Here is a 15,834-nt window from a genome sequence, read left to right on the forward strand (position 1 = left end):
TCTCAAATAAAATTGAGGAGGCAGAGCCTATTTGTTATTTTATTATTACCAGGCTTTAGCCTGGTAATGAGTGAATAATTTGGTCGCTACAGTGACTAATGTTACAGTCTATTTACACTTAATCGCGGATTTACTGTGATTTTTTGTTACTAAGTTATATATTTCATGGTTGAGCAACGAAACCAGACACAGTCTGCTAATCAAGCTATTGCAGACGAGATGAAGGCTTATCTGCAAGCATGTTTAGCAAATCGCTACTTCATGGGGTCAGTATTAGTTGCCTGTGCAGGTGAAGTACTCTTGAGTGCAGGCTATGGCATGGCTAACCTTGAACATAATGTTCCAAATATTCCCCAAACGAAGTTCCGTCTCGGTTCCATTACTAAGCAGTTCACAGCAACGGCAATTTTGCAACTTCAAGAGCAAGGTTTGCTTGAAGTGCATCAAGAGATTTCAGCTTATTTGCCTAACTACCCTAACGGCGAGCAAATTACTATTCATCACCTGCTCAACCACACTTCTGGTATTCCCAACTATACAGAATTTTCTAACTTTGAGCAGCAAAAGAAAATCAAGGTAATGTTGGATGATTTGATAGCCCGGTTTAGCAGTGAACCACTAGAGTTTACGCCAGGTGAAAGCTACCGCTACACTAACTCTGGTTACGTAGTGCTTACTAAGATTATTGAAATAGTCTCTGGTCACTCCTATGCCGATTATCTGCAACATCAGATTCTTGAACCTTTAGGAATGCTTGATTCAGGCTATGATCGGCAAGAGTTGATTTTGCCCCATCGAGCTTCGGGCTACATTTTCTCTGGCGAAGTATACCAGAATGCAGATTTTGTCGATATATCATGGTCATCGGGCGCTGGGGGAATGTATTCAACGATTGAAGATCTCTATAAATGGGAGCAAGGGCTTAATACAGATACAGTATTGAGCGCCGAGTCCAGAGAAATGATGTTTACACCCAAGGTCGTGATTCGAGAAGCAGAAAATGGTAAAGGATATTACCACGGCTATGGAGGAATTATATGTACTCATTATGGACGCAAGCTTTTGTACCACGGTGGTGGGATTGATGGCTTTAGCACTCGCATTGCTAGATATCCAGATGAACAAGTTTCTATTATTGTGCTTACTAACATTGACGCAGCAGTAGTAGCACCAGTTATATCTATTACGAATGATTTAGCTGCTATTTTATTTAATCAACCTTATGAGCTGCCTATGCAACGGCAAGTGATTGAACTTGATCCTGCCATTTATGATGCCTATGTCGGACAATATGAACTAGAACCTGGATGGGTCATGATAGTTACAAAAAAGTCTGATCGCATTTTTACTCAATGGGCTGGACAAGAACGAGTAGAAATGTTTCCAGAGTCTTCAACAAAGTTTTTTTTGAAGGCGATGGATGCTCAACGTACGTTCGTAGTGGATGAGACAGGCAAGGCATCTTATGTGATTCTGCATCAAGGTGGACGAGATCGTATAGCAACCAGAGTGAATTAAAGTTATATTTTGCGTACAGATTCAGATCTGTATCAAAAGTTGAATGATTTGATTTCATTGCCTTAGCCAGTTCTTTAGACAGGAATGTCGGAAACACAATGTCCAATGGTTTGACATAGACAACTAATGGAAGATGCGGTGGGCTTCCGTGTACATATTCCTGCTAAAAAATAGCATAATTATGCTATGGTCACAACTTGCCGCGATCGCCAGCAACTAGCCATTATCACCTTGCAAGTTCCTAAATGCTAAGGAATTTTACCAAAACGTTAATTTTTATTGAATAACAACACAAATGTTGTTTTAGTAGAGCATCCAATCCCAATCAGCAACCACATTTCAAGCATTGTTAGAAGATGTAAACTTACAAGAAGCCAACTACTGCCAGGCTTGAACATTTGAGAGAATCAAAAACGATTTAATAATTAAACGCTAAAAGTCCACCTCTTATTCAGGCACACTTGGTTTAATTTCAAGGGAGAACACTATCATGAAATTGGCTTACTGGATGTATGCAGGCCCAGCCCATATTGGCACTCTGCGGATCGCCAGTTCTTTCAAAAATGTTCATGCCATCATGCACGCACCACTGGGCGATGACTACTTTAACGTCATGCGCTCGATGCTGGAACGAGAGCGGGACTTCACCCCAGTAACTGCCAGTGTTGTTGACCGCAACGTTTTAGCACGTGGTTCTCAAGAAAAGGTGGTCAATAATATTACCCGTAAAGATGCCGAAGAACATCCAGACCTCATTGTTCTTACCCCCACCTGTACTTCTAGTATTCTGCAAGAAGACTTGCAAAACTTTGTGGAACGGGCGCAGTTGGAAGCCAAAGGTGATGTGATGCTGGCGGATGTGAACCACTATCGCGTCAACGAATTGCAAGCAGCTGATCGCACTCTCCATCAAATTGTCCAATTTTATATTGAAAAAGCTCGCAAAAAAGGCGAACTTCCAGAAGGCAAAACCGCTAAACCTTCTGTCAACATCATCGGTATTTCAACTCTCGGCTTCCACAACCAACACGATAGCACCGAGATGAAACGGTTGATGGCAGATTTGGGGATTGAAGTAAACGCTGTTATCCCCGAAGGTGCTTCGGTTCACGAGCTGAAAAACTTGCCTCGTGCGTGGTTCAACCTCTGTCCTTACCGGGAACTCGGCTTAATGGCAGCTCGTTACTTGGAAGCAGAATTTGGGATGCCTTATGTCGACATCACGCCAATGGGAGTAGTGGAAACAGCTCGTTGCATCCGTAAAATTCAGCAGGTAGTTAATGCCCAAGGTGCTGATGTTGACTACGAAGACTTCATCAACGAGCAAACCCTACATGTATCTCAGGCTGCTTGGTTTTCCCGCTCAATTGACTGTCAGAACTTGACAGGCAAAAAAGCAGTAGTCTTTGGTGATAACACACATGCCGCCGCGATGACCAAAATTTTGGCCAGGGAAATGGGTATTCACGTTGTCTGGGCTGGAACCTACTGCAAATATGATGCTGACTGGTTCCGGGAACAAGTTAGCGAATACTGTGATGAAGTCATTATTACCGACGATCATGGTCAAATTGGGGATGCGATCGCTCGTGTCGAACCTGCTGCTATTTTCGGTACACAAATGGAACGTCACGTTGGTAAGCGTCTGAATATCCCCTGCGGTGTGATTGCTGCACCCATCCACATTCAGAACTTCCCTATTGGTTATAAACCATTCATGGGTTACGAAGGTACTAACCAAATTGCCGACTTGGTGTACAATTCCTTTACACTGGGGATGGAAGACCACTTGCTCGAAATCTTCGGCGGACACGATACTAAAGAAGTAATTACCAAGGGTATATCTGCTGAATCTGACCTCAACTGGACTAAAGATGGTTTAGCAGAATTGAACAAAATTCCTGGTTTTGTCCGTGGTAAAGTGAAACGCAACACCGAGAAATTTGCTCGTGAGCGTGGCATCAAAGATATCACAGTTGAAGTGCTGTACGCTGCTAAGGAAGCTGTCGGGGCGTAGGTATATAGTTAGGTTTCAGCTTCAAGCTAGGTATGACATAAGAGTGTTTCCTTCTTGGAAACACTTTTCTTATTCCTATTAATTAAATAATTTTAAAATTGTAATTTATCAGCAGTAACCAATTACCTAACTGTTCTAATCAAAATAGACTATACACAAGATTAATTACTATTCTCAGAATACTTCAATTTATCGGCTATTTTATTGTTATTGTTTCTTTTGTTATACAATTTTCCATCTTTCGCACCTTGACTTTTCAATCATATTATGATTCTGTTTTGTTAGGAGCTTTACTTTATTTAGTTATTAGTTGTACTATAGTATATACTTTTACAGAAGTTTTAATAGCAATTATTGATCTCTTAAGTCGTATAGAAAAGAATACAAGACTCTAGATAATAAAGTACAGCGAACTCATTGCTGCTATTAGTAGCAAATAATCAATTTGTTAAAAAGTAAATTATTTAGTGCGATCACGCGTGCATATGGTTACGAAATACGATCCATTCGCAGTGTAATCTCGATTTGGTAATCGAATTGATTCAACTCGATGTTTGTCTTGGAACTTGGGCTTCATAGGTTTATCGGCATAGATCATCTATAGAGACGCGCATGGCGCGTCTCTACATTGGGTGTTTCTACATAGTCATAACCTACTCAATCCCTTCAATGCGATCCTCAACCTCCTGATACAACTCCCGCAATTTCTCTAAATTACTCTCACTTGTCTCCCAATAACCGCGTCCATTTACTTCCAACAAAGTTGATACAATCTTGCGGAAAGAATGGGGGTTCATGTTCATCAACCGCTTTTGCATCTCTTCATCCTGGATAAACGTGGTGTTCACATCCTCGTAAACCCAGTTATCAACAGCACCAGCAGTCGCACTCCAACCCATTGTGTTTACCAAGCGTTTGGAGAGTTCCCGTACACCTTCGTAACCGTGAGATAGCATCCCTTCGTACCACTTGGGATTTAATAATTTAGTACGGGCATCCAAACGCACAGTTTCTGATAGTGTCCGCACTTGGGCATTGGCTGTTGTGGTATCTGCAATGTATGATGCTGGTGTTTTACCATCACCACGCAGATTTGCCACAACTTTAGTGGGATCGGAGTCGAAGTAATGAGAAACGTCAGTTAAGCTGATTTCGGAGGAGTCCAGGTTTTGAAAAGTTACCTCGGCAGTTTTTAAGGTAGTTTCAAATATCTTCCGAGATTCTTCCATCGTACCAGGGTTATCGGCACTAAAAGCAAAGGATTTGCGGTTCAGGTACATTTCTTGCAACTCAGCTTCGCTTTCCCAAGTGCTGTTTTCTACCGCCAAGTTGATGTTGGATGAATAGGAACCAGAAGCGTTGGAGAAGACACGAGTTGCTGCTTGACGTAGATTAATCCCCATTTCTTCTGCTTGTTGCAAAGCGTGTTTGCGGACATAGTTCATTTCTACAGGTTCATCTGCTTCCGCAGCCATTTTCACGGCTTTATCTAGCAGGTTCATCTGATTGATAAACAAGTCACGGAATACACCAGAACAGTTGATTACCACGTCAATTCTGGGACGTCCCAACTCTTCTAGGGGTATTAATTCCAACTTGTTGACTCTTCCCAAAGCATCGGGAACCGGACGCACACCCACCATCCACATAATTTGGGCTAGGGATTCCCCGTAAGTTTTGATATTATCGGTTCCCCAAAGCACAGAGGCAATGGTTTCGGGGTAATTACCACCGTTTTCAGCCCTATGCCTTGCTAGTAGTCTATCAACAACGATTTTGGCTGATTGTACTGCCGCTTGAGTGGGGATGGCTTGCGGATCGAGGGCGTGTATATTTTTACCTGTAGGTAATACATCCGGATTGCGGATGGGGTCACCGCCAGGGCCAGGTAAGACGTACTCGCCTTCTAAACCTTGGAGTAAAGCACCAAGTTCGTTGTCAGCACAAACTTGTTGTAAGCAGAATTCTAAATACTCAAACAGAGGTTTCAGTGTTGTAGTGTCAACCTTGGTGTAACCTGCTTGATGCAGTGCTTCTACCCAAGGTTCTTTTTTGCCCATATTGAAGAAATTCAGCTTGGAAACAAAGGAAACTCTGCCCTCTGCATCTGTTTGTTCTTGGACAAGGGCAGAAACTGCGGCGCGGGTTGCCATTGTGATGTCTTGCAGCAGTTGGACATCTTCTAAGATGCCGCGATCGCTATTTTTGTAAATTTCGTCGATGTCCCGTCCTACACTGTTGGCGATAATTCGGGGTAAGCTTTGAATTTCTTCTTCTGGACGATCTAAGCCAGCGATATTTACGAGGGTGGCGACTGCTTCTTCTGCACTTGGAGGTTTACCAATCACATGTAAACCGCAAGGCAACAGTCGCGATTCTATTTCCATTAATTTGCGGTAGACCATGCCAACGATATTATCTCGCTCTTCGGCAGACATATCTTTAGCATCGGTTTCTGGCAAATTAATATCTTTATCCAAGTTCACCATCCGGCACTTGTCCATAATGGTGTTGACAATGGGAATACCGCGTCCAGTGTCTTTTAAGGTTTGGTAAGAAGCAATTAAATCACTAAGTTCTTTCAAACCTTTGTATAAACCAGCATTTTCCGCAGGGGGAGTTAGGTAAGAAATAGTTTCCGCATAGCCCCGACGCTTAGCAATTGTGGCTTCGCTGGGGTTGTTGGCTGCGTAATAATACAGATTGGGAATTGTACCAATTAAATTATCTGGGTAACATTCACCAGACATACCCATCTGCTTTCCTGGCATGAATTCCAAGGAACCGTGTGTACCGAAGTGCAGCACGGCGTCAGCTTGCCACACTTGTTCTAGGTAGGTGTAGTAAGCAGCAAAACCATGATGGGGACTGGCGGAACGGGAGAACAACAGCCGCATCGGATCGCCTTCGTAACCAAAGGTGGGTTGAACACCAATGAAGACATTACCAAAATGCTTACCGTAAATCAGCAGGTTTTGTCCGTCGCTGTTGAGGTGTCCTGGTGGTGGCCCCCAATTTTCTTCTAACCGTTGGGAGTAGGGGGTGAGTGCTTCATACTCAGGTACAGACATGCGATAGGCAATGTTCAGTTCGGGGCTGCTGTACTGGGCTTGGGCATCGTGGATAACTTCTTGCATCAAGGCTTGGGCATTTTCCGGCAAGTCTTGCACGTCGTAGCCATTGTTTTTCAGGGCTTTCATCACCTCGTAGATGGAACCAAATACATCTAAGTAAGCGGCGGTACCCACATTACCTTTATCTGGCGGAAAGCTGAAAACGGTGATGGCAACTTTCTTTTGTAGCTTGGGTTTGCGACGCAGGTTTGCCCATTTGAAGGCGCGTTGGGCAACTGCTTCGATCCGATCTTGGAGAGCGATCGCTTTTCCTGTCGCACCATCCCTTCCTGAGAATATAATCGGTTCAATTGCCCCATCTAATTCTGGGATAGCAATTTGCAGTGCCACTTGAATCGGGTGTAAGCCCAAATCGCTATCCATCCACTCTTCGGTAGTTTGGAATACCAAAGGTAATGCTACCATGTAAGGACGATTTAAGCGCTTGAGAGCTTCAATTGCCTTGGGATGATCTTGACGTGCTGGCCCACCTACCAAAGCAAAACCTGTCAAAGATATCACACCATCTACTAAAGGTGACTTGGTAGTTGGTTCGTAAAAGTAGGCATCTACAGGTTTAGAAAAATCCAAACCACCAGCAAATACAGAAATTACCCGTGCGCCCATAGCTTCTAATTCCTGCACCATTGCCACGTAGTGAGCATCATCACCTGTAACTAGGTGAGTGCGCTGCAACACTAAGCCGATACAGGGTGCTAAGGGATCTTGCAAATCTTTGGAAATATCCTTACGGCTGTTGTACCAGTTGAGATACTCTCTGACATCCTCAAACATTGTCATTGACAAAGGATGCCAAATACCCATATCTGGGTAAACAACTGGTGCGTCATATTGTAGAGACGCGCCATGAGGCGTATCGGAATTTTTCAGTACATATTTATCAGCTAGCATCAGCAAGAAGTTTTCCAGGTTTTCTGGTGAACCCCCTAGCCAATACTGAAAGCTCAACATGAAATTTCTGGCATCCTGTGCTTTTTCCATTGGTAGGAACTTCAGCACTTGTGGCAGAGTCCTTAACAACTTAAGCATCGCATCTTCAAAGCCAGCGCCGGATTTTTCCTTGCGCTTACGCATGAATTGAGCGATCGCACTCTTAGACTGCCCTAATTGTGCCATTGAGAAGCTGCCCATTTTGTTTAGGCGCATCACTTCTGGCATTGATGGAAAAACAACAGCAACATCAAGGCGATCGCGATGTGGTTGTACTGCTTCTACTACTTTCTGAGCTAAGTCTTCAATAAAAATTAGTGAGGCGATAAATATATTGGCAGTCTCGACATCTTTGTTGAACTCCTCGTAGTTTTCTGGTGAACGGAGTTCTTCAATCAAGTAGCCGCTGATTTCAATCGCCACGTTAGGATGGTTTTTGTTAATGACCCTAACCGCTTGTGACAATGCACTCTGGTATTGGGACTCTAACACGACATAGACCACCTTAATTAAATGACGCCCTCGCAGATCATCAGGCGCAATGTGTCTAATGGTGGACTTGACGTGGGTGAACATGCTTCCTCGGCTCCTTTGATGCGTGTTCTCTACTCTATCGGCAATCTCAGTCTTTTTTTATCAGAAAAAGCTTACTGCGTGGTGATTTTGTCGCCTATCTGACACAAAAAGATATAAACAACGAAACATATTGTTACAGATTTTGACTAATTTCAAAAGTGAATACTCGCAATTTGTTAATTTTTGTAAATTATTTTAGTTATCACAAACAAGGGAGACACGGAAGACAAGGGGGACAAGGGAGAAAAATAAGTAAAAAATGACCATTGACCATTGACCATTAACTATTGACAAATGACTTTTGATATTTTGATTCTTTCTAATGGCCCTGGCGAAGTAACTACATGGGTACGACCTGTAGTCAAGGCATTACGGCAAAAATTAGGCTGGGAGCGATTCTCCGAAGGAGACGCTACGCGAACGCACTTCAGAATTTCGGTCGTTCTCTCACCTTGTCCTCACGCCAGTGGCAAGGAAGCGGATATAGCCCGTTCTTATCCAGAAGTAGACAGAGTCCAGGCTGCCGAGTATTTTTGGCAATTTTTACTTTGGGGAAAAACTCATGAAAATTGGGACTGGAGAAGTAAAGGTGTAGTGATTTTTCTTGGTGGTGATCAATTTTTTCCCGTAGTGATTGCTAAAAGGCTGGGTTATCGCACCGTTGTTTATGCAGAATGGGAAGCACGCTGGCATAACCTAATTGATCGTTTCGGAGTCATGAAAGCAGAAGTTGCTGCCAAAGTCGCGCCTAAATATGCCCATAAATTTACAGTTGTCGGAGATTTAATGGCAGAAACCTCTTCAGAAGTAGTACTAGAAAAAACTCCTCACACTCATCATACTCCTCATACTCCTCACACCTCCCAATTCCAAACCGAACTAATTGGTCTACTCCCCGGTTCCAAGCCTGCAAAATTATCCCAGGGAGTGCCTTTAACTTTAGCGATCGCAGAATATGTTCAAGCCAAAAGACCACAAACAAAGTTTTTTATTCCTGTAGCGCCAACTTTGGATTTACAAACTTTAGCCAGTTTTGCCGATCCTCAGAAAAATCCTTACGTAAAAATTTTCGGTGGTGTGTCTGCCCAATTAAATAATTCTGAACCTCCGATACTGAAAACCTCAAGTGGTTTAAATATAGAATTAATCATCAATCATCCAGCCTACGACAAATTGTCTCAGTGCCGAATTTGCTTAACTACAGTAGGCGCAAATACAGCCGAACTCGGTTCTTTAGCTGTACCAATGATTGTTTTGCTACCTACTCAACAACTGGATGCCATGAAATCATGGGATGGTTTACCGGGAATTTTGGTAAATTTACCGGGAGTAGGTTCGAGTTTTGCTAAGTTTATTAACTGGTTATTTTTACAGCGTAAAGGCTTATTGGCATGGCCTAATATCTGGGCAAAATCAGAAGTTGTTCCAGAATTAGTAGGAAAACTTCAACCCAAAGAAGTTGGAGAAATTGTTCTTGATTATTTAAATCATCCAGAAAAATTGGACGAAATGCGAGCAAAACTGCAAAGCATCAGAGGAGAAACAGGTGCAGCCAATAAATTAGCAGAGTTGGTATATGAAGAGATAAAAGGCTAAGTGATTAAAATTTTTGGATTTGAGTCTCAGATCCCGACTTCTTAGAGAAGCCGGGATCTGAGACTCACGAATATTTAGGATTGCTATAGAAAAACAATTATAGAATTATCTACTTCAAAAGTCGTAAATTAAAAGGATAGCGATAAGATTGACCGTTATAAGCACGAAGTCCTCCAATAATTGTCATGATTAACTGAAAAATTATTACTACTATAGCAATAAATACTGGCAATATTTGCCAAGGTATAATTAAATCTAAAAAACTAGGTGAATAATCTTTTGACAGAAGAGCTAATAGGATAAAGATTAGTACTAGTAAAAAATTTAAAATCAAGCCAAATGAGAATATATAAATTATAAGTGAAAGCTGAAAATTAACAGATTCTTTCCCTTGTTCATCAATAAATAGGTGCTTATCTTTTTGAGTAAGCCAAATAATTAGGGGAATTAAAACCGAGCCAAATGGGATAAAAAACCCTCCTAGCGCAGAAAAATGACAAGCCATTCCCCAAGCACGAGTTGTTTCATCAAGCGGGTTATGCATCTTTATAATTGCCTTTTGATGCTAAAGAGTTGATGCAAATAGAGTTAATTAATAAAGATCATCTACATAATATTTTTCAGTTAGTGATTGGTAATAATTGTAAGTTTTGTAATATATATTAATATTCATGGTGTTTATTTCTATTCTCACCTTTTAAACACCAATACACAAATACACGGAGATTTTTAGTTCAGCGTGTTGCATTATGTAATTATCTGTTTTTTAATCAGAAGAACTGCCGTCTCGCCGTCCCAGTTCGTACACACCACAACCAATACAGGCAAGTATACCCATACTGATTGCCCAACTGCGACCTAAACTTAATTCCACACCCCAATTACAAAGAGCGCCAATGACAAGAAAAGGTATTATGCTAAATAATGAGGCGTAAAAGGCGTTCTGTGATTCTCTTGCCTGACGGGTTTTCTCAAATTCTGACTTGCTAGTGTAGAGCGATCGCTCAGCAAAATTGAACCAGCGATTAAGTTGCTCAATAATCCATTCACTGACTGGTGAAAAACCTAAATATAGTGCCAAAGACCACAAACTTGCTCCAGCAATAGCTACTGTATCTAAGTCAAAACTAAAAGGCAATATGTCAGTCAGCATGGTGTGAAAGTCCAGCAAAGATCAAATTTAGCTTCTATTTAACCTTATTTAACCTCTGAAGAAATTTTAATTTTAAACAAAGGATAAGGGAACGGGGATTAGGTATAGAGAAATAGGATCTAAATTAATTTCCCGATCCCCGATCCCTGATCCCTGATCCCTGATCACCGAGCCCCGGTCACCAATTACAAATCAGGAGGTAAAATGACATTGTCAATTGCATGAATCACGCCGTTACTACCTTTTATATCTGCTTGGACTACTTTAGCGTCGTTAACCATGACATCTTTAGGGCTATTAACCTTGACGCTTATCGGGCCACCTTCAACGCTTTTTACTTCGCCAGATTTCAAATCGCTGGATAATACCTGACCAGATACTACATGGTAGGTCAAAATTTTCACCAATACTTCTTTATTCTCTGGCTTCAACAAATCTTGTACAGCATCTTGTGGCAATTTGGCAAAAGCTGCATCAGTGGGTGCGAAAACTGTGAACGGACCCTGACCTTGGAGAATATCTACTAATCCTGCTGCTTTTAAAGCTTTGGTTAAAACTGTAAACTGTCTACTTGATTCCGCCAACGCTATTAAAGTTTTGTCTCCAGTACCAGCTTCTGGTGGAGGTGGGGTTGTTTCTGTTCCTGGTTGTGAAGGTTGAGTTTGGGGAGTGGTAGGTACAACTGGTGTTTCTGGGCTAGGTGTACTGCGGCGACGGTTATATGGAGGTTCGTTGAAAATACTGGGACTAGGATTTAGTACCCCGCCTCCACTATTTGTTTGTGCTACCGTTTTTGGATTTAGGGCATTACCCTTTTGTTGTACCGACTTATCGAGTAGTGTGTAGTTAGGGTTTGCTAAAAGACGCTGACTACGATTATAGGGCGCTTCTTGAAAAATACTCGGACTAGGATTTAATATTTCTGCCCCTACGGGCAAACCCATGAGAAGACTGATGCCCGTTACTCCCACCATACCAGCCAAGTTGGTCAGCAAATTGCTATAATTTACCTTCATAAATTTTGTTTGGCTTTAATTTCTACAGATTACATAAAGACTTATAACATTTCGCTATGCAAAAAATCTAACCACAGAAATAGGATTTTTTATCATTAATGTAGATGTGTGATTAGAGATGAATATTTTTAAGTTACTGCGACTGAATAATTATCAAAATTTCTCCAACAAAAATTAGGATTTATCATGGGGATAGAAAAATAACAATGAAATAATAACTATTAACAATTGACTATTGACAAGAAGTCAATGACTAATGACATCAATTTTTTGAGAAAGTGTCATTAAAATTAATTTTTGTAAAGTTACAATTGTAAGATAAAACAATTTACCAATTGCAGGATTGGAAAAATGCTGGAATTGTACCAATTTGAACTATCTCAATACTCAGAAAAAGTTCGTTTGATTCTCGATTATAAAGGTCTACAATATCGGAAAATTGAAGTTATACCTGGAATTGGACAAGTAGAACTTTTTCGGCTAACTGGTCAAACAGAAGTACCTGTACTGAAGGACGGTTATAGGTATATTGTTGATTCTACAGAAATAGCTAAGTATTTAGACTTGCATTATCCTGAGCGCCCAGTTATACCCCAGAATGGCAAACAACGGGGTTTATGCCTAATGATGGAAGAATGGGCAGATGAATCAATTGGTATCAAAGGACGCAAAGCGCTGTTTTCTGCCATCAGTCAAGATCAAAGTTTCCGCAAAGCTTTATTACCAACTTCTGTTCCAGATGTTTTCAAAACTTTTGTTGGGGAAGTACCTAACGATTTGCTCAAAGTTTTAGGTTTTGGAGTAGGTTATAGTCCAGAGGTAGTCCAAAAAGCTATTACCGACTTGCAGCAAGATTTAGAAGCCTTATGTTTGCTATTGGCAGATAGTCCCTATTTATTAGGAGATCAACCCAGTCTTGCTGACTTAGCAGTGGCAGGTTTATCGATACTATTAAAATTTCCTGATGGTCCTTATTTGGATTTACCAGTATCCTTACGAGGCAAAGGAGTACCTGGTTTGGCAGATAATCCTGCTTATGAAGCATTTTTTGCTTGGCGTGATCGCCTTTACGCCGAATTTCGTAAACCACTAGTGGATTTTATAGCAAGTACAGGTGCAACTGCACCGACTTCGATTGAAATTGAGTGATTAGTTATTTGTCATTGGTCATTGGTTTTTAACTACTAATGTACAGACGCGATGTTCCTCGCGTCTCTAACAAATAACTACCAACCATCAATGATTTCAACATAAAATAGGGCACGTAAGTATGTAATTAATGCGATGACTTTAGGACAGCCATTAGGTTCAGTTACTCAAGGTTCCCTAACAGGCGGATTAGAAGTACGATTGCATCCCGATATTTTAGTTGAAGATATGCGAGTCGGTAAATTTTTAGTGGTGCAAGGGGTGCGATCACGTTTTTTCTGTATGCTTACAGATGTGGCGCTGGGAACTGCAAACCAAAGAATTATTGCCAATCCTCCTAGTTGGGAGGATACTTTTTTACGAGAAGTTCTGGCTGGAAGTGGTACTTACGGTACTATTACTCTCGCACCAATGTTGATGTTTACCCCACCCGTAGAATATGGGGAAATGGGGGGGTTGGGAGATAGGGAGAATGGAAAAAGTTCAGCGTCGAAATCTCAGGCTTTAAGTTCCTTAGCATCATTTCAACCCCAAACAAGCACAACAATGGAATTGATGCCAGTCAAAACTATTCCTAGCCATTTTAGCCAGGTTTATGATGCTTCGGTAGAAGATTTTCGGCGTGTATTTGGTTGGGAAGATGACCCCCAAAGAAAAAATTTCTCCATCGGTAAACCACTAGATATGGATGTACCGGTGTGCCTTGATTTAAACCGTTTTGTGGAACGTAGCAATGGTGTTTTTGGCAAATCGGGAACAGGTAAATCTTTTTTGACCAGATTACTTTTAGCTGGGACAATTCGCAAAAATGCCGCAGTAAATTTAATATTTGATATGCATTCTGAATATGGTTGGGAAGCTGTTTCAGAAGGGAAACAATTTAGTACTGTTAAAGGTTTAAAGCAATTATTTCCTAACAAAGTAGAGGTATATACTCTCGATCCCGAATCTACAAAACGACGTGGTGTTCCTCACGCGCAAGAACTTTACCTGAGTTATGACCAAATAGAAGTAGAAGATATTAAATTATGCTCTCGCGATTTAGGACTTTCAGACGCTAGCATAGATAATGCTAATATTCTCTTTGCAGAGTTTGGCAAGTCTTGGATTCTGCAATTGTTGAGTATGACCAATGAAGAAATCAAACTGCTGTGCGAAGAAAAGCGGGGACACCAAGGTTCAATTACAGCATTACAGCGCAAACTGTTTCGTCTAGAAAATTTAAAATACATGCGCGCTGCTTGTCCGCATAACTATGTTAATCAAGTTTTGCGATCGCTCGAAGCAGGTAAAAACGTCGTCATTGAGTTTGGTTCGCAATCGGATATGCTTTCTTACATGTTGGTGACAAACATGATTACTCGCCGCATTCACCAACATTATGTCAGCAAAGCCGAAAAGTTTTTGCAAACCAAAAATCCTAACGATAAACCAACACAGTTAATGATTACTATCGAAGAAGCCCATCGCTTCTTAGATCCTGCTATTGTCCAAAGTACTATTTTTGGGACAATCGCCCGGGAAATGCGGAAATATTTCGTCACGCTGCTGGTAGTCGATCAACGCCCATCTGGGATTGATAATGAAGTCATGTCTCAAATTGGGACTCGCGTCACCGCTTTGCTGAATGATGAAAAAGACATCGACGCGATTTTTACGGGGGTAGCTGGTGCTGGTGCTTTGAAGTCGGTATTGGCAAAGTTAGATTCTAAGCAACAAGCTTTGATTTTAGGTCATGCTGTACCTATGCCTGTTGTGGTGCGTACCCGTCCTTACGATTCTGTTTTCTATGAGGAAATTGGCGATGCTGCTTGGGAAGAGAGATCAGATGAGGAGGTTTTTGCAGCTGCGGAATTGGCAAAGGCAGATTTGGGGTTTTAAGGCAATATTAATGTTTTGGAAGTCGAACACCGATGCACACAGATGAACACGGATGGATTTAGATGGATTTTTCGTTGGTGAATGATATGTGATTGTTATTTTTCTACTTTTTACCACTAACTGCTAACCACTAACCACTAACTATTAACTAATCAAAGTCTGCTGGTAAATCGGGATTACGGTAATGTTGAAATAGTCTGGCAATTTGTGCTGGTGTTACACGCCCAATAGATAATTCGGGAATTTCATTTTCAGGGAAAAATCCTACTGCTTCTGTTTCTATGCTAGGTGTGGGAGAACCACCTAAAAGTTCGCACAGAAAAAACAGTTTATAAATGTAATGGGGATAGGGTGGGTGTCCTTGTCTGTCTCTGTCATAGACTGCTAGAAGTTTGACAGTGCGGGTAAGATATCCTGATTCTTCAAAAATTTCTTTGACGACTACTTCACTGGGTGAAAAACCAATGTCAGCCCAGCCACCAGGTAATGTCCAACAACCATCAACTCGTTCTTTCACTAGTAGTATACGATCGTCGCGAAACACTGCACCACGCACATCTACCTTGGGAGTGGCATATCCGACATCGCGGTCGAATAGATCCAAGATATAACTAAGTTCAGAGTTGGTGTGAGTTGCCAAAATTTCGGCTGCGATCGCTTTTATTGATTGAAAGCGTTCAATATCATACGGATTTTCCGAAAAAGTTAGCCCAGTTTGAGCGATCGCTTGTAATTTCTGCGCCCATTCTAACCATTTGGCTTCCATTTTTTCTAGGATAGGGGGATAGAGGGATGGGGAGTAGGGAGAGTGTGGGGAGTAAGGGGAGTGTGGGAGAAAGATTTCTTCTTTGTCCTCCTTGTCTC

At 41.5% G+C, this 15,834-nt stretch carries 10 protein-coding genes; 5 read left to right on the forward strand and 5 right to left on the reverse strand.

Features of this window, described 5'->3' with window-relative positions:
* The first annotated feature begins 165 nt into the window (after positions 1-165).
* Both RS893_RS03695 and bchB read left to right on the forward strand, forming a co-directional pair.
* Entirely contained in the window at positions 166-1,518 is a 1,353-nt protein-coding gene (locus RS893_RS03695) for a serine hydrolase (RefSeq protein WP_315789918.1), read from the forward strand.
* 490 nt (positions 1,519-2,008) lie between these two features.
* Positions 2,009-3,535 carry a ferredoxin:protochlorophyllide reductase (ATP-dependent) subunit B gene (gene bchB / locus RS893_RS03700; RefSeq protein ID WP_315789919.1) on the forward strand — a complete coding sequence of 509 codons (1,527 nt, stop codon included), beginning with the start codon at positions 2,009-2,011 and terminating at the stop codon, positions 3,533-3,535.
* Between the two features lie 653 nt (positions 3,536-4,188).
* Here the strand turns inward: bchB and RS893_RS03705 are convergent.
* Entirely contained in the window at positions 4,189-8,175 is a 3,987-nt protein-coding gene (locus RS893_RS03705) for a magnesium chelatase subunit H (RefSeq protein ID WP_315789920.1), read from the reverse strand.
* Between the two features lie 294 nt (positions 8,176-8,469).
* On the opposite strand from RS893_RS03705, the gene RS893_RS03710 reads away from it, so the two are divergent.
* Positions 8,470-9,771: a lipid-A-disaccharide synthase gene (locus tag RS893_RS03710; RefSeq protein ID WP_315789921.1), complete on the forward strand. Its 1,302-nt coding sequence runs from the start codon at positions 8,470-8,472 to the stop codon at positions 9,769-9,771.
* A gap of 109 nt (positions 9,772-9,880) precedes the next feature.
* On the opposite strand, the gene RS893_RS03715 is transcribed toward RS893_RS03710, so the two are convergent.
* The 3 genes from RS893_RS03715 to RS893_RS03725 form a co-directional block, all read right to left on the reverse strand.
* A complete protein-coding gene (locus RS893_RS03715) occupies positions 9,881-10,315 on the reverse strand; it encodes a DUF4870 domain-containing protein (RefSeq protein WP_315789922.1) in 435 nt (144 codons plus the stop codon).
* A gap of 222 nt (positions 10,316-10,537) precedes the next feature.
* On the reverse strand, positions 10,538-10,924 hold the full coding sequence (locus tag RS893_RS03720) for a hypothetical protein (protein WP_315789923.1): 387 nt from the start codon (positions 10,922-10,924) through the stop codon (positions 10,538-10,540).
* Positions 10,925-11,109: 185 nt separating this feature from the next.
* Complete coding sequence (locus RS893_RS03725) at positions 11,110-11,940, reverse strand: fasciclin domain-containing protein (protein WP_315789924.1); 831 nt, start codon at positions 11,938-11,940, stop codon at positions 11,110-11,112.
* Between the two features lie 351 nt (positions 11,941-12,291).
* On the opposite strand from RS893_RS03725, the gene RS893_RS03730 reads away from it, so the two are divergent.
* Together RS893_RS03730 and RS893_RS03735 are read left to right on the forward strand one after the other, a co-directional pair.
* Positions 12,292-13,089, forward strand: coding sequence for a glutathione S-transferase family protein (locus RS893_RS03730; protein ID WP_315789925.1), 798 nt, complete (start codon positions 12,292-12,294; stop codon positions 13,087-13,089).
* A gap of 135 nt (positions 13,090-13,224) precedes the next feature.
* A complete protein-coding gene (locus RS893_RS03735; protein WP_315789926.1) occupies positions 13,225-14,970 on the forward strand; it encodes an ATP-binding protein in 1,746 nt (581 codons plus the stop codon).
* 148 nt (positions 14,971-15,118) lie between these two features.
* On the opposite strand, the gene RS893_RS03740 is transcribed toward RS893_RS03735, so the two are convergent.
* Positions 15,119-15,736: an NUDIX hydrolase gene (locus tag RS893_RS03740; protein ID WP_315791858.1), complete on the reverse strand. Its 618-nt coding sequence runs from the start codon at positions 15,734-15,736 to the stop codon at positions 15,119-15,121.
* Between the last annotated feature and the right edge of the window lie 98 nt (positions 15,737-15,834).

This window comes from Fischerella sp. JS2 (genome assembly GCF_032393985.1).
GTDB lineage: Bacteria > Cyanobacteriota > Cyanobacteriia > Cyanobacteriales > Nostocaceae > Fischerella.